General features: G+C 66.9%; 13 protein-coding genes. 5 read left to right on the top strand and 8 right to left on the bottom strand.

What is annotated here, in order from left to right:
* The first annotated feature begins 293 nt into the window (after positions 1-293).
* Genes KY501_RS53260 through KY501_RS25945 form a run of 3 tightly spaced genes read left to right on the top strand, consistent with a single transcriptional unit; the run spans position 294 to position 3,561 of the window.
* Entirely contained in the window at positions 294-1,466 is a 1,173-nt protein-coding gene (locus tag KY501_RS53260; protein WP_255636833.1) for a DUF4150 domain-containing protein, read from the top strand.
* Between the two features lie 21 nt (positions 1,467-1,487).
* Complete coding sequence (locus tag KY501_RS25940) at positions 1,488-2,234, top strand: SMI1/KNR4 family protein (RefSeq protein ID WP_224366123.1); 747 nt, start codon at positions 1,488-1,490, stop codon at positions 2,232-2,234.
* Positions 2,235-2,253: 19 nt separating this feature from the next.
* Positions 2,254-3,561, top strand: coding sequence for a HEAT repeat domain-containing protein (locus tag KY501_RS25945; RefSeq protein ID WP_224366124.1), 1,308 nt, complete (start codon positions 2,254-2,256; stop codon positions 3,559-3,561).
* 74 nt (positions 3,562-3,635) lie between these two features.
* Here the strand turns inward: KY501_RS25945 and acnA are convergent, their stop codons facing one another.
* From acnA to KY501_RS25970, 5 genes are all read right to left on the bottom strand, one after another.
* Complete coding sequence (gene acnA, locus KY501_RS25950; protein ID WP_224366125.1) at positions 3,636-6,368, bottom strand: aconitate hydratase AcnA; 2,733 nt, start codon at positions 6,366-6,368, stop codon at positions 3,636-3,638.
* A gap of 156 nt (positions 6,369-6,524) precedes the next feature.
* Positions 6,525-7,820 (bottom strand): phospholipase D-like domain-containing protein, encoded by a 1,296-nt coding sequence (locus tag KY501_RS25955; protein WP_373691638.1) that lies wholly within the window; start codon positions 7,818-7,820, stop codon positions 6,525-6,527.
* A 100-nt stretch (positions 7,821-7,920) separates the two neighbouring features.
* Entirely contained in the window at positions 7,921-9,525 is a 1,605-nt protein-coding gene (locus KY501_RS25960; RefSeq protein WP_224366127.1) for an FHA domain-containing protein, read from the bottom strand.
* Positions 9,526-9,532: 7 nt separating this feature from the next.
* On the bottom strand, positions 9,533-10,456 hold the full coding sequence (locus tag KY501_RS25965) for a WYL domain-containing transcriptional regulator (RefSeq protein ID WP_224366128.1): 924 nt from the start codon (positions 10,454-10,456) through the stop codon (positions 9,533-9,535).
* On the bottom strand, positions 10,453-11,472 hold the full coding sequence (locus KY501_RS25970) for a helix-turn-helix transcriptional regulator (RefSeq protein WP_224366129.1): 1,020 nt from the start codon (positions 11,470-11,472) through the stop codon (positions 10,453-10,455). Before KY501_RS25970 ends, KY501_RS25965 begins: the two co-directional genes overlap by 4 nt.
* 312 nt (positions 11,473-11,784) lie before the next feature.
* Between KY501_RS25970 and KY501_RS25975 the strand changes: the two genes are divergently transcribed.
* Positions 11,785-12,249 (top strand): hypothetical protein, encoded by a 465-nt coding sequence (locus KY501_RS25975; RefSeq protein WP_224366130.1) that lies wholly within the window; start codon positions 11,785-11,787, stop codon positions 12,247-12,249.
* Positions 12,250-12,340: 91 nt separating this feature from the next.
* Here the strand turns inward: KY501_RS25975 and proB are convergent, their stop codons facing one another.
* Complete coding sequence (gene proB, locus KY501_RS25980; protein ID WP_373691639.1) at positions 12,341-13,477, bottom strand: glutamate 5-kinase; 1,137 nt, start codon at positions 13,475-13,477, stop codon at positions 12,341-12,343.
* A 150-nt stretch (positions 13,478-13,627) separates the two neighbouring features.
* On the opposite strand from proB, the gene hflX reads away from it, so the two are divergent.
* Complete coding sequence (gene hflX / locus KY501_RS25985; protein ID WP_224366131.1) at positions 13,628-15,280, top strand: GTPase HflX; 1,653 nt, start codon at positions 13,628-13,630, stop codon at positions 15,278-15,280.
* Between the two features lie 78 nt (positions 15,281-15,358).
* Here hflX and KY501_RS25990 read toward each other — a convergent pair whose 3' ends face one another.
* Positions 15,359-17,035 (bottom strand): amidase, encoded by a 1,677-nt coding sequence (locus KY501_RS25990; RefSeq protein ID WP_224366132.1) that lies wholly within the window; start codon positions 17,033-17,035, stop codon positions 15,359-15,361.
* Between the two features lie 56 nt (positions 17,036-17,091).
* Complete coding sequence (locus tag KY501_RS25995; protein ID WP_224366133.1) at positions 17,092-17,601, bottom strand: GNAT family N-acetyltransferase; 510 nt, start codon at positions 17,599-17,601, stop codon at positions 17,092-17,094.
* Positions 17,602-17,622 lie beyond the last annotated feature (21 nt).

Below are 17,622 nucleotides of genomic sequence, written 5' to 3' on the forward strand. Positions count from 1 at the left end.
GGGACTCGGCGGGTGAACCACGTCCTGTCATGCCAGACGGGAGAGTCCTTCTGGGCGCAGGAGTTCAATTATGCCTACCTGCGCAACGCGCAGCTGATGCCTGAACCCCTGACCCTCAGCCTGATTGCTGACAGGCTGGGGGATACAGGAGCTGCGGCGGGGGCAATTCAGCTTGGAAGCGCACTGCATCAACTCAAGAAGCGATCTGCCGCACCCGGAGAGGTGGCCCGTGCTCTGATATATGGATGTGCAGACGCGGGACAGGTGGGCGCCTGCATCATCGAGGGGGAAACATGAGCAAGGTCTACGCCAACGGCCGCTCGGTCGTGCACAAGGGAGATGGCCAGGTCAACACCTGCGCAGTGCCGGACGTGTGCAAGACGCCCTCTCCGGGAGGGCCAGTGCCCATTCCCTACGTGAACGTGGCGCGAGACGGAGATCTTGCCCAGGGCAGCACATCCGTCAGCATCGAGGGCAATCCAGTAGCGCTCAAGGACTCCAACCTGAGCACGAGCAGTGGCGACGAGCCAGGCACCGCAGGAGGGGGCCTCGTCTCGTCGAAGACGAAGGGGAAGATGACGTGGGCCAATGCCAGCATCGACGTCAAGATCGAGGGCAAGGGTGTCGTCCGCTTCATGGACCCCACCCAACACAACGGCAACACCTTCAACACCGCCTTCATTCAACAAGGAGGAACAGGTTTCGCCTACGGTGACGACCGCGATCCCACAGGCCCCTGCGATCTCTGCGAGAAGCCGAAAGAAGAACATCGCATCCTCGAACATGACAGCACCAAAACGAGCACCCAAGACCTGGTGAAGAAACTCGAGGAGATGCGAAAGAAGGAATCAGGACTCCAACAGACCCGGCAGTTCCTTGAAACCACACTCGCGGTTTTGAAGGACAAAGGGGAGGACACCAAAGCACTGTCGTCGCAGATTCGCACGCTGGACCAACAAATAGGCGACTCGCGCGTACTCAGAAAAACGGCGGATGGCGGTGGCTACATGATAGGTGTCTTGGTCTGTGAATGTGGCACCGAGATCTTCGCTGCGATGTCCGGTACCGAGACACGAGGCTTTCCCCTGGCTGTACAAGCACTGGGCTGGAAACTGGCCACTGCGCCCGGTTCCCCGCTCCTCAACGGGAATGGAGAAATCCCTGCTGAAGAAGAGCAGCGCCTGAAGAATCTGCCCAAGTCCTTGCCAGGCAAGAACAACAATCCTTTTGGCGTATGCGCGGCACCCAAACTCATCCAAGCCATGATGAAGGCCGGCCACAAACCGCTGCTCATGACCGAACAGCTCTACTCGCCCGCCAACACCCAAAAGCGAGTCAAGGTGCGCTACCGGAAGAATGGCCGGATGGTCAAGCATCAGTTCAGAGGTGGAGATACAGTCCCTTCATGCCGGACTTGCCAGAACACGCTCCCATGCCTGCTCTGCAATCGGCCCCCCTGTCCCTAATCATCTGAAAAACGGGAACGCATGCTCCAGGATCTCATCGCGCTCATAGAACGATACGAACCGGATTACTCTCGAACCATCCAAGGAGCCAGCCTTCCGGAGGTTGCTCATCTCGAACGGCTCGTGGGCCGAGAGCTCTCCAGGTGCCATCGGGAGTTCCTCGCTCTTATGGGAAAGAGCATGGGAACCCTGCAACTGGAAGGTGTTGACTTTCAACTCAGTCGAGTCATCGAATTCTATGAGAGCGGTCATTGGACTCCACCTGATGGATACATCCTCATTGGAATACAAGACGAGGATCCTTGTCTCGACTACTATCTGGAATGCCCCTCTGCGGTTTCAACGGACTGCCCTGTGGTACGGTTTCCCAGCGACGGTGAGTTCTCCCGTGGGCCGTATTTCTATCCGCTTGATCCCTCGCTCAAGGACTTCCTCCTCTCCCTTGCTTTTTCGGAGAAGCGCATGGCTGCACTCGAGCAAGAGCGAGTGTTCACCTGCTCCACCCGCAAGAGTCAGACTGGGGGGCTCATCACCGCTCCCGCCGAAATCCTTCGTGTCGTCGAGGAGAGGGCACGACAACTCGGATTCGAGCGCGTCGCTCCATCCAGCACGGCCTATCGTTTCCACGACCAGAGCGATGCGGCCATTTACATCCGCTTCGACGAAGCAGATGGCAATCTGGCCATGACCCTCGGGACTCGGAAAGCGCGCGATCTCGAAAGAATCGCTGACATTCTCTGCAATGGAACATCTCTTGTAGTGACTTGACCCTCTCGATGAGATGCCCGTGCCCCTCTCCCTCCTCCATCATCCGGGTGCATCCGCATTCCTCCGCGACTTTCACGAGGAGCATCTCTCGGAGATTGAGTTCCTTCTTCAACAGCGCACCCGGTACCTACGTGATGCGGAGCGCTCCTGGGTCGATCTCTCCAATGTAGAAGAACGTCTCGAGGTGCACCGCGAAGCATTGCACGCGGGAGGAGTGCTCTCTCTCGAGTTGGCTCGCGAAGCCATGCTGGGAGGTGACGACGCACAGATGTTGGCGGGGGCCTACATTGTTGCTTCGGTTCAAGAGCGGGATGGCACAGAGGAGCTCGGCGAGGTGCTCCGAACGCTCGAGGAGGTGGCGGCAGATCTCTTGGGGATCTGGGAGGAGGTGCTCGTGCTGTCGGAGCATCCGAAAGTCTCGGAGCGAACCAGTCCCCTCTTGTCATCCCCTCGCCCTGAAGCGCGCGCGGTGGCGGCTCGCATTCTCGGGCGGCGCCACGAGGGCAATGCCGAGCGCATCCTCCCACTCCTCGGTGACGACTCTCTCGAGGTCCGCAGTGCTGCGGTCATGGCCCTGGCCCGGCTGAACTACCGCCCTGCCGTCACTTCTATCGAGAACCTGCTCCAGTACGTCCCCGTGTCCGAGTGGGAATCGTTGACGTTCGCCGCGCTCTGCCTGGGCTCTCCCCGCGCGCTTCAGCATTGCCGCAAGGTCTGCCAATCCGGAGGAGACATTCCATCAGGTTTCCCTCGGCTCCTGGCCATCTCTGGCGACGAGCGAGATCTCCCCGTCCTCCAGAAGCTCTGTGCCCACACGAAGCTCGCCTCTCGTGCCCTCTCGGCCGTGGGCATCCTGGGCCTTCCCTCCTCTGTCCCCTTCTTCATTGAGCACCTCACCTCTAATGCACTCGAAGTCCGGCTGGCGGCGGGGGCCGCGCTCAACCTCCTCACCGGGGCGAATCTCCGGGTGACAACGCGAGCCCTGGAGGAAGGGGCCGAAGGTGACGAGCCCGGCCGGGTCATCCACCTCCCCAACACGGACGCCACCACCTGGTCTCAGTGGTGGGACGGGCACGTCCCCCGTTTCGCCGGCTCCCGGCGCTTCCGGCTCGGCAAGCCCTTCTCCCTGGGCGTCTGCATCGAAGAACTCGCCAGTCCCAGCAGCCCCTTCGAAGCCCGTGAGCGCGCCGCCCACGAACTCCGCATCCACTCCGGACAGGCTATCGGCTTCGAGCCGGACTGGCCCGTCCGCCGCCAGCAGGCCGCTATCGCCCGATGGCAACGCTGGTGGACGGACCATGGGTCCCCTCGCTCCCACCGTCCGTAACCCCGCAAGCGAAACGGCCCGGCATCCCTCCCTCGGGACACCGGGCCGCCTGTCACTTCACTCGCAACCTCGCGCTACGCCTTGGCCAGCTGGCGCAGCACGAACTGCAGGATGCCTCCGTGGCGGTAGTAGTCGAGCTCGTTCGGCGTGTCGATGCGGCACAGCGCCTTGAACTCCTTCGTCCCGCCCTCGCCCTCCACCTTCACCGTCAGCACCTTCTGCGGCGCCAGCCCCTCCGCAATCCCCGCGATGGAGAACTTCTCGTGGCCCGTCAGCCCCAGCGACTGCGCGTCCTGACCCGCCTCGAACTGCAGCGGCAGCACGCCCATGCCCACCAGGTTCGAACGGTGGATGCGCTCGAAGCTCTTCGCGATGACCGCCTTCACGCCCAACAATTGCGTGCCCTTGGCCGCCCAGTCACGGCTCGAACCCGTGCCGTACTCGGCGCCCGCCAACACCACCAGCGGCGTGCCCTCCTGCTGGTACTTCATCGAGGCGTCGTAGATGGTCGTCCGCTCGCGCGTGGGGATGTGCACCGTCACGCCACCCTCCACCCCCGGAACCAGCAGGTTCTTCAGGCGGATGTTCGCGAACGTGCCGCGCACCATCACCTCGTGGTTGCCGCGCCGCGCACCGTACGAGTTGAAGTCCTTCGGCTCCACGCCCTCGGCCATCAGGTACTTCGCCGCCGGGCTGTTCTTCGCGATGTTGCCCGCCGGAGAAATGTGGTCCGTCGTCACCGAGTCGCCCAGCAACGCCAGCACGTGCGCCCCGTTGATGTCCTTCAGCGCCGCCGGCTCCTTCGGCAGGTTCTCGAAGAAGGGCGGCTTGCGCACGTAGGTGCTCTTCGGCTCCCACTGGAAGGTGTTGCCCTTGCTCACCTGCAGCTGCTGCCAGAGCGTGTCGCCCTCCATCGCGTGCGCGTACTGGCGGCGGAACTGATCCGGCTTCACCGCCGTGCGGATGATCTCCTGGATCTCCTCGTTCGTCGGCCAGATGTCCTTCAGGTACACCGGCTTGCCGTTCCGGTCATGCCCCACCGGATCCGTGTCCAGGTTGCGGTTCACGTCCCCAGCCAGCGCGTACGCCACCACCAACGGCGGCGAGGCCAGGTAGTTCATGCGCACGTGCGGGTTGATGCGACCCTCGAAGTTGCGGTTGCCCGACAGCACCGCCGCCACCACCAGGTCGGCCTCCGTCACCGCGTTGGCCACCGGATCCGGCAGCGGGCCCGAGTTACCGATGCACGTCGTGCACCCGTAGCCCACCACGTGGAAGCCCACGCCCTCCAGGTACGGCAGCAGGCCGGCCTCGTTGAGGTACTCGGTCACCACGCGGCTGCCCGGCGCCAGGCTCGTCTTCACCCACGGCTTCGCCGTCAACCCGCGCTCCACCGCCTTCTTCGCCAGGATGCCCGCGCCCACCAGCACCGCCGGATTCGACGTGTTCGTGCACGAGGTGATCGCCGCGATCACCACCGCGCCGTGCCCCAGCTTGTAGCTCTGGTTGCCCGCCGTCACCGTGGCCGTCTGCGCCAGCCGCTCGGGAGGCACCGGCGCCGCGGGCGCCTTCGCCTTGCCGCCGCCCTCGTCGTCCTCGCCCTTGCTCTTGCCCGCCGCCAGCATCTCCACCAGCGACTTGTCGTAGGCGCCCTTCATGTCCTTGAGCGGCACGCGGTCCTGCGGACGCTTCGGACCCGCCAGGCTCGGCACCACCGTGGACAGATCCAGCTCCAGCGTGTCGCTGAACACCGGCTCCTGCGCCCCGTCCACCCGCCACAGGCCCTGCTCCTTGCAGTACGCCTCCGTCAGCGCCACCACGTCGTCCGGACGGCCCGTGAAGCGCAGGTAGGCCAGGCTCTCCTCATCCACCGGGAAGAAGCCGATCGTCGCGCCGTACTCCGGCGCCATGTTCGCGATGGTCGCGCGGTCCGGCAGCGACAGGCTCTTCAGGCCGCTGCCGTAGAACTCGACGAACTTGCCCACCACGCCCTTCTTGCGAAGCATCTGCGTCACGGTGAGCACCAGGTCCGTCGCCGTGGCGCCCGCCGGCAGCTGCCCCGTCAGCTTGAAGCCCACCACCTGCGGAATGAGCATGGTGATGGGCTGGCCCAGCAGCGCCGCCTCGGCCTCGATGCCGCCCACGCCCCAACCCACCACGCCGATGCCGTTGATCATCGTCGTGTGGCTGTCCGTGCCCACCAGCGTGTCCGGGCAGGCCACGTTGCCGTTGCGGAACGTCACCTGCGCCAGGTACTCCAGATTCACCTGGTGGCAGATGCCCACGTCTGGCGGAACCACCCGGAAGCCCTTGAACGCACCCTGGCCCCAGCGCAGGAACGCGTAGCGCTCGCGGTTCCGGTCGAACTCCAGCTCCGCGTTCTCCTTGTACGCCGCCGTCGTGGCGAACGTGTCCACCTGCACCGAGTGGTCAATCACCAGGTCCGCGGGGTTGCGCGGGTTGATCTTCGCCGGGTCTCCGCCCATGGAGCCGAGCGCCTCGCGCATGGCCGCCAGGTCCACCACCGCCGGCACGCCCGTGAAGTCCTGCAGCAGCACGCGCGCCGGGTGGAAGGAGATCTCCGTGTCCGGCGTGGCCTTGGGATCCCACGCGAGCATCTTCTCGATGTGCTCGCGCTTCACCACCCGCCCGTCCTCGTGACGCAGCAGGTTCTCCAGCAGCACCTTGAGCGAGACTGGCAGCCGGTTCACCGCCGCGTTCGCCTTGGCCAGCTTGCTCAGGCTGTAGAAGTCGTACGTCGCCGAGCCCACCTTCAACTGGCTCTTCGTGCCGAAACTGTCCGTCATTTGCGTTAGCCGTCCTTCCGCACAGATTCGCGGTTCTTCTAGGCGCGCATCGGTCGGCTTGCAAAGGGTTCCTGCACGCGAATCCAGGGGTCGACGGTTACCCCGTACAGACGCGCAAGAGGCCGAGCTCTCTGGCTCTTTTCCGACGCTTCCGCTTCAGAGGATCTTCCGGAAGAAGTACAGTACCCGTTCCAGCACCTTCTGCCAGAGCGGCCGGCGGCGGAACTCCTCCAGGCTCACCTCGCGGCAGCTCCCGCAGTCGTTGCGGAACGAGTCCTCCACCCTCTGCCCCAGCTGCGGATCCGCGAAGACGGCGTTCACCTCGTGGTTGAAGGCCAGGCTCAGCCGCTCCAGGTTGAACGAGCCGATCGTCCCCCACACCCCGTCCACCACCGCCGTCTTCGCGTGCAGCACCCCGCGCTGCCACTCGAAGATGCGGACCCCCGCGCCCAGCAGCTTCTCGTAGAAGGCCCGCGTGCAGTGCTCCAGGAAGGGGTGATCGCTGCGGCCGTTGAGCAGCAGGCTCACCTCCACGCCGCGCTGCGCCGCCTCGCGCAGCACCGCCACCATGCGCCGATCCGGCACGAAGTAGGCCGCGGCGATCAGCACGCTGCGCCGCGCCCGGGCGATGGAGTGCAGGTACGCCCGGTGGATGCTCCGGCGGCTCGAGAGCACTGACAGGCACACGCTCCCCCGGCGAGGCCCCGGCCGCCTCAACTGCCGCAACTGGTGCAGCCGGTTGCGCAAGCGCCCCAGGCCCCCCTGGAAGGCCATGCGCCAGGTGGCCAGGAAACGGCGCTCCAACTCGTGCACCGCTGGCCCTTCGATTCGCAGCACGTCGTCGCGCCAGCCCGCTCCCTTGCCCTGCCCCACCGGCGCCCAGTGCGCGGAGATGTTCACCCCGCCCACGAAGGCCACCTCGCCGTCCACCACGAGGATCTTCCGGTGGTCCCTGCGCAGCAGGTACCGCAGCCCGCGGCTCAGGCTGAAGGGCTTGAACGGCCGGATGTCCACCCCGCGCTGGCGCAGGAACTCGAAGAAGCCGCGGCGGCTCGTCCACGAGCCCACCGCGTCATAGAGCACCTTCACGTGCACGCCGCGCTCGGCCGCCTCGGCCAGCACCTGGCCGAACAGCTCGCCCACCGCGTCGCTGATGAACATGTACGTCTCGAGCCGGACGTAGCGGCGTGCGTTCCGGATGGCCTCGAGCATCGCCGGATACGCCTCGACGCCGTCCCTCAGCAACTGGCAGGCATTGCCCTGCAGCACCGAGTGGCTGCGCGGCAGGTAGTAGCGTGCCAGCAGCCGGTTGGGAACGCTCGGGCTCCAGACGACCCCGTGCTCCGGCACGGGCCCCGCGTGCCCTCGTGACGCTTCCTCAGAACGCGGCTCGTTTCGCGCCTCGATCCGCGCCAGCCCCGCCTCCTCGCTCCCCACCCCCCGCTCGTACATGGCAAGGGTACGTTGCGAACGGTGGGCCAGACCGGCAACCCGCGAGCGGCGCCACCGGCCCTCCACGCGGCGTTGCTTCGTTGGCTGGACGACGGTGCGGCTAGAACCCGTACTCCGAGCGCTTGTTCTCCGCGTGCGTGGCGCAGGGCTGATCAAACTCCGGGAAGTACTCGCGGATGTACTCGAGCGTGTGCTTGGCCGCCGCGAAGTTCTTCTGGTTGTAGTAGCCCTCGGTCTCCAGCAGCAGCTTGGCGCACGTCTTGTCCAGCTCCTGCTGCGCGTCCTTCATGCGATCGCGCGCCTCGAAGTAGAGGTCCGGCTTGGGCTCTGGGTGGGCCTCCAGCAACAGCCACGCCTCGCGGAAGGACTTCCACGCCTCGTAGCGGTTGCGCGCGCCCACGTCCGCACGCTGGAAGTTCTGCCGGCCTCGCTGATAGGCGTTGCGAGCCTCCACCTCCAACTGATCCGGCGGCAGATCCGGCAGCAGCGCCTTCTCCACCCACACGTTCCAGATGCGCCACTCGTCCTCGGCGGGAGGGTTCTTCGTGTTGTCGAAGGTGATGCGGTTCACTTCGCCCTTCTTCAACAGGTTGGGCGGGACCATCAGCTCCAGCGAGCGATCGCGGCTGGCCAGCGTGTCCGGAGGCACCTGGCCCACGTCCACGCCGTTCACCGTCACCACCACCTCGCCCTGGGAGATGTTCTGCGCCTGGTAGTGGACGATGACGACGGCGCGCGTGGCGGCCGCGTACTCCCAGGTGAATGTCTTCAGGTCCGCGTGCTGCCACCTGACGCCCTGGCCCAGGCCGAACACATCCGAGATGGGCTGGGTGCCAAGCACCGAGGGCTCGTTGCCCAGGTTCAGCATGGCGGGCTGGCTCATCACGAACCAGTACGCCCCACCCACGGCCAGGAGCGCCATCGCGACGAACCCGCCGATGATGCCGCGGCGCACGTTGGTGCTGGCCTCGAGCCAGAAGAGCTTGATCTGGGCGATTCCGCCCGGAGACTCGCGCTTGATGCGGGCACGCTCGGCGGCGGACAAGGCCGCGGCCCCCGCAGGCCGGGGCGGCGCCGCACGCTCCACGGCCGCAGCGCCCGAAGTAGCGGGACGCCGAGGCGCTGGCGAGGCAGGAGCGGCCCGCTCGATGGCCGCGGAAGAGGCCCCCGCACGCGAGGCCCCCGCGCCCGGGCGCGAGCGCACCGAGGGCATCGCGCGGGTGGAAGAGCGCTGCAGGTTGGCCAGGTTCTCCGGCTCGGCGTCATTGCCCTCGGGCTTGAGCGCCTCGGCCTTGTTCTTCTGGCGCGGCTTCACCTTGTCCGCGGAGACGATGCGCGTGCTGCCCTCGCCCTCCGGCGGAGGCGCCTGGATGGCCGCGTCCGTGTTGGGCTCGGGAGCCGGCTCCTCCTCCTCCATGGCTCCGAAGACGAAGACCACAGGGCCCAGGGTGAGCTGATCCCCGTCGCTCAGCGACTGCTTCCGGGTGATGGCCGAGCCGTTCAGCTTGGTGCCGTTGGAGCTCCCCATGTCCTCGATGAGGAAGCGGTTGCCCTCACTGAAGATGCGGCAGTGCTTGCGAGACACTCCCGCGTCGTAGAGGACGACATCGCACTCAGGAGTTCGCCCGATCAGGACCGAGTCCTGATCGAACTCGAACTCCTTGCCCGCGTCCTTACCCTCGGCGATCTTCAGCTGGAAGCCCATGGAATTCCTAGAATCCTAGCGAGGCTTGGGCCGCGCGGGCAACGGCGGCGCGTGCCGAGGCCGGTTCCACGACTTCAGCCTCTCCTCCGAAGGACAGGATCCATTGTGTCAGCCAACGCTCGCTGTCGCCAGCAACGCGCACCTCGACCCCTCCGTCAGGGAGGGGCCGAGCGTCCGACCCGAAGCGCTCCGTGACGTAGGGCGCCACGAGCTTGGAGAAGCGCACCCGGACTCCCGCATCCGTGCGAGCCGGATTGGGCACCGCGGCGCGCGCGTCCGCGGGAGGCTGGAAGGGAGTATCCGTGACGGCCAGGTTCTCCATGCGATCCAGCCGGAACAGGCGCGCGTCCTGCCGCGTGTGGCAGAAGCCCTGGAGGTACCACTGGCCTCGGTGGCTGAGCAGCTCGTAGGGGCGCACGCGGCGCGGCTCGGAGGTACGGCCCGGGCTGGCGTAGTCGAACGTCACCTCGCGCCGCTCGAGGATGGCGCGGGTGAGCGGCCCCAGCGACTGCGGGGCCTCCGAGGACGCGTCGATCTTCCGGTACATCTCCCGGTACCGCTCGCGAGCGGCGGCGGGGAGGATGCGCTCCAGCTTCTGGAGGGCGCTCTGCAGTGCGTCACCCGCGGCCGGGCGCAGCAGCTCCGCCGCGGCAGCCAGGGCCGCGGCCTCACCTGCCGTCAGGCGCGGCGGGCGGGACAGGCGCTGATCCAGGTCGACGTAGACGCGATCATTGTCCACGTAGATGTCCACGTAGTCGTCCGGGTTGAAGGGCGGCCGGCCCACGCAGGTGAGCAGGTCCAGCTCCTCCAGCAGGTCCTCGCGCTTGACGTTGAGGGCCTTGGCCAGGTCGTCGACGGTGACGCCCGGGTGCTTGGAGACGTAGGGCACGAGGAACAGCAGGCGGCGAAGACGCTCGTGAACAGTGCTCATGCGGTCACCTTCTTCTCATCGGTGGCGGCGTGGCGCTCGAGGATGCTCGAAGCCATCTGCCGCACGCGGGTGACGGCGGGCTCGGGGGACTCGACGCGGCAGTCGGGCCCCAGCGCCAACAAGAAGCGCAGCAGGCCTTCCAGGAACGTGACGCCCAGCCGGACTCGCGTGCCCTCGGTGGCGGGCTCCGCGGTGGCGCCGGGGAAGAGACTCGCGGCCCGCGGGGCCAGCTCTCCGCGCAGCAGCAGCGTCACCTCCATGGGCTCATGGAAGCGGTGCTGCCACGGGTAGTACGCCACGTGTGAGTCCAGCGAGAAGTCCGCGGGCACCTCGAAGTCCGGCGTGCGCGGCTTGGCGGTGTTCACCTTCAGCTCGCGGATGCGGTGCACGTGGAAGGTGCGCAGGCCTTGCCTCAGGTGGCAGTAGCCCACGAGCGTCCACACTCCGCGCCGCAGCGCCAACCCGTACGGATCCACCTTGCGGTCCGTCACCTCGGAGCGCTTCGGCGAGCCGTAGGCGATCTGCACCCACTTGTGCGTGGCGCAGGCCTCCCAGAGCTGCTCCAACCGCGAGGAGAGCTCCGGATCGCTCTGCGCGGAGCCCAGCTCCATGCGCACGCGCGGTGAGGGCAGCGCGTCTCCGCCGAAGAAGCCGATCTTCCGCAGCGCATGGGCCAGATCGTCCCGTCCCGGGAAGGCGCCCGAGGCGAGCGCGGCGCTGCCCGCGGCGTACAGCACGGCGAGTTCCTCCTTCGTGAGGTTCGCCTCCGGCAGGTAGTACGCGCTGCGGTCGACGATGTATCCGTCCTTCCGGTCATCGTCTCCCTGGATGTACGTCAGCGGCAGGCCGAGTTCGAGCAGCTCCGCCTTGTCTCGCTCGAACTTGCGTTCGGCGGCATCGTCCGAGATACCTCCGTAGTCAGCGGGGAAATGCTCGCGCAGTTCGGCCCACGAGATGGGCTCGCGCGCGTCGAGCAACAGGGCAACCAGGTCCAGGAGGCGTTCCGTACGGTCCATGTCAGGAGGGCGGCGACGATGGCGAATCCGGGTACGTGGGGTCAAGGCGGGCATGGTCATGGTTCGAGAGGACGGCAGGGACAGTGAGGTGTGTCTGGATCGGATATCCACACCCCACTGAACGCGCAAGCAGGTAGACCGCCGTAGTCAAATCAACTACATTCAGCAAGCAGACAGTGGGGCAAGGGGGACTCGCTCTTGAGCCTCGACTGGGATATTCCTTACAAAGGGACCGGAGACGCCCAAGCAGGTTGGGGAATGGGGATAGGACCGGGCGGCGTGGCGCGAAGGTTGCTAAGGCGAGGACTCACCGTGAACCGCACCCTTCTCAGAAGCGTGATTGCCGGGCTGGCGTTGGTGGGCCTCACCACTTCTCTGGCGCCGGCGAGAGCCGAGGCCGAGCCGCTCTACTTCGCGCTGGAGGTGCGGCGCGAGGGACGGCTGGTGGCCCAACCCAAGCTATTGGGTGAAACGGGCCGCACCCTGCGGGCCGAGCGCCGCAAGCCGGGCGCCAACCAGGCGGATTACCAGCTGATCCTCACGCCCATCCTCGAGGGGAACACCTACCACCTCTCGCTGGAGCTGACGCTGCCGGAGCTTCGAGGGCACTCGGAGCTGGCGCTGCTCCATGGCCAGCAACGCAAGCTGCAGCTGGGCAAGGTGCCAGGCGAGCTGGAAGTGTCCCTCATGCTGATGAAGGTGGACTCTCCCGAGTTCCGGGCGCTGATGGATCTGGCCGCCGACAGCGAAGGCCAAGCCGGCTCGCGCCCCATCTGACGTCCCAGTTCCGGCACCGCTGATCCCACGGCTGGGATTCAGGCAGGGGCCTGACTGCTCCCCTGCTTCCGGCTCGCTGCCAGTTCGTCACTCAGGGAACCTGGAGCACTGCCAAGTCGTCCCGGTGCACGGCTTCGTCGATATAGCGGTAGCCGAGGATGGACTCGATGTCAGCGCTCTTCCGGCCCGAGATGCGGCGCAGCTCCGCATCCTCGTAGGCGCTGAGTCCCCGGGCGAACACCGTTCCCTGCTCATCCACCAGGTCCACCGGATCCCCCCGGCCGAAATCTCCCTCCACCTGCTTGATGCCCGACGGGAGCAGGCTGCGCTTGGATGTGACGATGGCCTCGCGTGCCCCAGCGTCCACCACGAGCCGGCCCTTGGGGCGCAGGGCATGGGCGATCCACGCCATGCGCGCGCTGCGGCGGTTCTCCCCCGCTTCGAAGAGCGTGCCCACTGGCTCACCCTGGAGCACCGAGCGCAGCCGGCCGGGAACGGCTCCCGAGGTGATGACGCAGCGGATCCCCCGCTCGGCCACGCGAGCGGCAGCGCGGATCTTCGTGGCCATGCCGCCCGTACCCACCGTGCTGCCACTGCCACCGGCCAGGGCGAGCAGCTCCGGCGTCACCAGCTCCACCTGGCTCATCAGCTTCGCCTGGGGATCCTTGCGCGGATCCGCCGTGTAGAGGCCCTCCACGTCGGACAGCACCACGAGCACATCCGCCTCGATGACGCCCGAGACGAGGCCCGCCAGCGTGTCGTTGTCGCCGAACTTCAGCTCGTCCACGGAGACGGTGTCGTTCTCGTTGATGACGGGCACCACGCCCACCTCGATGAGCCGCTCCAGGGCGTGCTTCACGTTGAGGTAGCGCCGCCGGTCCTGCACGTCCTCGTGGGTGAGCAGCACCTGGGCCACGCGCCGGTCCGCCCGGCCAAAGGCCTCCTCGTACGCTCGCATCAGGCGGCTCTGGCCCACCGCCGCGCAAGCCTGCTTGCCGGGAATATCCTTCGGGCGAGCCGGCAGCCCCATCCGCTCCACGCCCAGGGCAATGGCGCCGCTGGACACCACCACCAGCTCACGGCCCTCGGCGGCCCAGAGCAGATCCTCGCTCAGAGCATCGAAGTGGGCCCGGTTGAAGCGCCCCGTGGCGTTCGTCAGGGCATTCGTCCCAATCTTCACCACCACCCGCTTCGCGGCGCGGATGGCTTCTCGTCCAGAAGTCGTCACGGACCCCAGACTAGGACGGAAGCTGCCGCCGCGCCCGTGTGTTCCCACCAGTCCCCTTTTCGGGCCAGGAGCCGTGAATCCTGGCTGGCAAGTCTTTAGACTGGGGACAGGTATGGACGCGGGCCCGGCCCGCGCGGGAGAAGGACGAATTTGAAGGAAATCTACGGCAATACCCTGGGTCTCAAGCCGAGCGAGCAGCAGCGCCTGCGCAACACCTACCGCCGCCGCGTGGCCCCCCACGAGATCGTCTCGGCGGAGCTCGCCCGTCACCTCACCGAGCTGTCGAGTGAGACCAACCGGCAGATCGGTGTCCTCATCAATCGCAAGGGTGACATCGAATACGTCGTGGTCGGCAATGCCCACAAGTTGGAGCTGCCGGACATCGGCCGCGCCCGTGCCGGGCAGATCCGTTTGCGTGGTCTGCGCCTGGTGCACACGCACCTCAAGAGCGAGCCGCTCACGAAGGACGACCTGACGGACCTTGCGCTGCTGCGCCTGGACATGGTGGCCGCCGTCGGCGTGGGCCGCGAGGGGCTGCCCGGAGTGCTGCACTACGCGCACCTGGTGCCGGAGAACGGCGCCAACGAGTTCTGGCGCGTCACCACGCTGCCCAGCGTGCACCAAGACCAGCCGGACCTCATAGACACCCTGGAGGCGCTGGAGCAGGAGTTCAATCGCAAGGCCGCCGCGCGCGCGGTGGGCGGGCGGGAGAAGGCCATCCTCGTGGCGGTGTGCCTGGACGGCAACCGCACCCATGCCGAGTCCAGTCTGGCGGAGCTCAAGGAGCTGGCGCGCACGGCGGGGGTGGAGGTCATCGACAGCGTGCTGCAGATGCGGCGCGAGGCGGATCCTCGCTACCTCATCGGCCGCGGCAAGCTGGAGGACCTGAACCTGCGCTCCATGCAGTCCATGGTGGACCTGATCATCTTCGACAAGGACCTCACGCCCTCGCAGGGCCGGCACATCGCCGAGGCCACCAGCCTGAAGGTGCTGGACCGCACGCAGCTCATCCTCGATATCTTCGCCCAGCGCGCCCAGAGCGCCGAGGGCAAACTGCAGGTGGAGCTGGCCCAGCTGAAGTACCGGCTGCCCCGGTTGGTGCAGAGCGATGACTCGCTCAGCCGGCTCGCGGGTGGCATCGGCGGCCGAGGCCCTGGCGAGACAAAGCTCGAGATCGATCGCCGCCGGGTGCGCGAGCGGATTACTCACCTGGAGAAGCGCATCGACGCCATTTCGCGCGAGCGCAGCGTGCGGCGGGCCCAGCGCAATCGGCGCGAGCTGCCCGTCATCTCCATCGTGGGCTACACGAACGCGGGCAAGTCCACCCTGCTCAACGCCATCACCAACGCGGAGGTGCTGGCCGAGAACAAGCTGTTCGCCACGCTGGACCCCACCAGCCGCCGCCTGCGCTTCCCGCAGGAGCGCGAGGTCATCATCACCGACACGGTGGGTTTCATTCGCGACCTGCCCAAGGACCTGGTTGCGGCCTTCCGCGCCACGCTCGAGGAGCTGTACGACGCAAGCCTGCTGCTCCATGTGGTGGATGCGGCGGACCCCGCTCGCGACGAGCAGGTGGAGGCGGTGGAGACCATCCTCGGCTCGCTGGGGCTGATGGAGAAGCCGCGCCTCATGGTGTGGAACAAGGCGGACCTGCTGTCGGCCGAGGACGTGGAGTCCCTGCTGCGCTCCAAGGGCGGTGTGGCCATCAGCGCCGAGAAGCGCGAGGGCATCACCACCCTGCTGGCCAAGGCGGACACCACCCTGTTCGCCGAGGGCGCCTCCGAAGCCCTGGGCGCGCTGTAGTCGCCCTGTCGGGCGGGCTTGTGCCGAACCTGTCTGACAGGTGGACAGGTTCGGCAAGTCCGCGCCCGAGGGCCCCCCTCAGCGCAGGACGCTCACGTGGGTTGACGGCTTGCGGTGCTCGGTGGCGCGCTCCACCACCCGTCCCAGGCGCAGAAGCAGGTGCTCCTCATAAGGCCGTCCTGTGAGGTGCACGCCCACCGGCAGACCTGCACAGTCGAAGCCTGCGGGCACCGACAACGCTGGGTTGCCCGTCAGGTTCGCCAGCCGGATGAACCGCATCAGCGCATCCACCACCGGCAGGTTCGATTCTCCATCGGGCAGCGTCGCCTCGGGAATGGCTGGAGCCGTGGAGGCCGTCGTCGGCGTGACGATGACATCCACATCCGCCATGAGCGCCACCAGCTCGCGCGTCAGCCGGTGGCGGTGCCTCAACGCATGCACCAGATCGGTCGCTCGGAAGTGCCGGCCAATGGCCAGATTGGTCCTCGAGTCGAGGCCGAAGTCCGAGGAGCGCTCCTTCGAGTGAGGCATCATCGCTGTCGCCATCTCGCTGAGGATGATGCAGCTGTGCGTCCACAGCACGGTGTTCAAATCCGGCGGGGGAATCTCCACCACGGTGGCTCCCGCATCCGTGAGAACCTTCACGGCCTCCTTGCAACGCGCCACCACGTCGGCGTCCGCGTCTTCGAAGTAGGGCCTGCAGATTCCAAGCCGCACTCCCGCCAGCCCGCCCTCCTCATAGCCTGACAGGTGATGCGGCGGCTGGCTCTGCGAGACCATGTCGTGCCCATCCGGCCCCGCCAGGAGCGCGTACGCGGCAGCGACGTCATCCACCGTGAGCCCCAAGGGCCCGACATGCCCCACGTTCCAGCACAGCGGAGGAACGCCCGTCTCGGGGATGCGCCCCCAGGTGGCCTTGAGGCCAACGATGCCGCACAGCGCCGCAGGGACGCGGATGGACCCGCCTCCGTCGGCCCCAATGCTCACGGGGCACAGGCCCGCGGCCACGACGGCTCCCGAGGCGCTCGAGCTACCACCCGTGATGTGGCCCCGGTTCCACGGGTTGCGCGCAGCTCCGTGGTGCGGGTTCAACCCGGTGGGGTTGATGCCAATCTCGTTCATGTTGGCCTTGCCCAGGATGATGGCGCCCGCCGCCTTGAGCCGCGCGGCCACCGTCGAGTCCGCCGTGGCCACCTGGGCGCGGAACTTCGTGCCCAGCGTCGTGGGGAAGCCGGCCAGATCCACTTCGTCCTTCAGCACCACGGGCACGCCTTCGAGCACGCTCAGGGGCTGGCCCGCCCGCAGCCGCTCGCCTGACGCCTCAGCGGCCCGCAGCACCTCCTCGGGCTTGCGCGCGACGAAGAGGCCCAGGCGCTGCGCTCCTTTGTCGATCTGCTCAATGGCCTCGTGGATCCGGCGCACCACCGTCACGGGATCCACCCCGCCCTCCCGGTAGGCACGGGCGTAGGCGGCCACCGTCTCGCGTTCCGATTGCACCGGCGACGCGGCGATGACGCGGGCGGCCTGTTCTCTCGAAGGCTGCGGTTCTACCGCAGGGGTTCCATGCGGCAAGGGGTACTGGAGTGGTGGAGCGTCTCCCGCGGACAGCTCGCGCCAGCGCTCGATGCCGCTGTCCCTCATCATCTTGTCCAGCACCACCGACCCGACTCCGGGGCTCTCGAGGGTGTTGACGAAGGCCTTGAGCGCCAGGCCCGACACACGGGGAACCTTCACCGGATTTCGCTGGTAGGTCATGACAGCGCAGCCTACCTCCCCGGGCGGCTCACGGCATCTGCGCGGCTCGCGCGCGGTCAGGACGGAGGCGCGAACAGATCGCTATCCGCGGTCGCCCCGGGCATGCGCACCTTTTGTTGAAACGCCAGGCCCAGCTTCTCGAGCACCCGGATCGAGCTGCGATTCTCAGGCGAGACAATCGCGACGATGCGCGGCAGGCCCAGCGCCTTCAGGCCGTACTCCATGACCGCGGAAGCCGCCTCGTACGCGTAGCCACATCCCCAGAACTGGGGGAAGAGCGCATAGCCGATGTCCACATCCGGCAGGCTGTCGCGCCGGAGCAGCCCGCACATCCCGATGGGCGTGCCGTCCTCCTTCAGGTCCACCCGGTACAGCCCGAAACCATGGCGGTCATACATGGCGAGGGGCCCGTTCTGAAGGTACCCACGAGCGTCCTCCAGGTTCCGCACGCCCCTGTCGCCGATGAACTGCAGCCACGAGGGCTCGTTCACCAGCTTCAAGACGAACGGAGCGTCTTCGAGCGACAACCTGCGGATGACCAGTCGTTCCGTATCGAGGACTTTCATGACGCCCGACTATGGCATGCA

The sequence above is a fragment of the Hyalangium versicolor genome (assembly GCF_020103695.1).
In the GTDB taxonomy this organism is placed as follows: Bacteria; Myxococcota; Myxococcia; order Myxococcales; family Myxococcaceae; genus Hyalangium; species Hyalangium versicolor.

Excerpts from the sequence above, each read along its gene's own strand:
- KY501_RS53260 (WP_255636833.1), top strand. The coding sequence starts at position 294 with ATGAGCAAGGTCTACGCCAACGGCCGCTCGGTCGTGCACAAGGGAGAT.
- KY501_RS25940 (WP_224366123.1), top strand. The coding sequence starts at position 1,488 with ATGCTCCAGGATCTCATCGCGCTCATAGAACGATACGAACCGGATTAC.
- acnA (WP_224366125.1), bottom strand. The coding sequence starts at position 6,368 with ATGACGGACAGTTTCGGCACGAAGAGCCAGTTGAAGGTGGGCTCGGCG.
- KY501_RS25955 (WP_373691638.1), bottom strand. The coding sequence starts at position 7,820 with ATGTACGAGCGGGGGGTGGGGAGCGAGGAGGCGGGGCTGGCGCGGATC.
- KY501_RS25960 (WP_224366127.1), bottom strand. The coding sequence starts at position 9,525 with ATGGGCTTCCAGCTGAAGATCGCCGAGGGTAAGGACGCGGGCAAGGAG.
- KY501_RS25965 (WP_224366128.1), bottom strand. The coding sequence starts at position 10,456 with ATGAGCACTGTTCACGAGCGTCTTCGCCGCCTGCTGTTCCTCGTGCCC.
- KY501_RS25970 (WP_224366129.1), bottom strand. The coding sequence starts at position 11,472 with ATGGACCGTACGGAACGCCTCCTGGACCTGGTTGCCCTGTTGCTCGAC.
- KY501_RS25990 (WP_224366132.1), bottom strand. The coding sequence starts at position 17,035 with ATGACCTACCAGCGAAATCCGGTGAAGGTTCCCCGTGTGTCGGGCCTG.
- KY501_RS25995 (WP_224366133.1), bottom strand. The coding sequence starts at position 17,601 with ATGAAAGTCCTCGATACGGAACGACTGGTCATCCGCAGGTTGTCGCTC.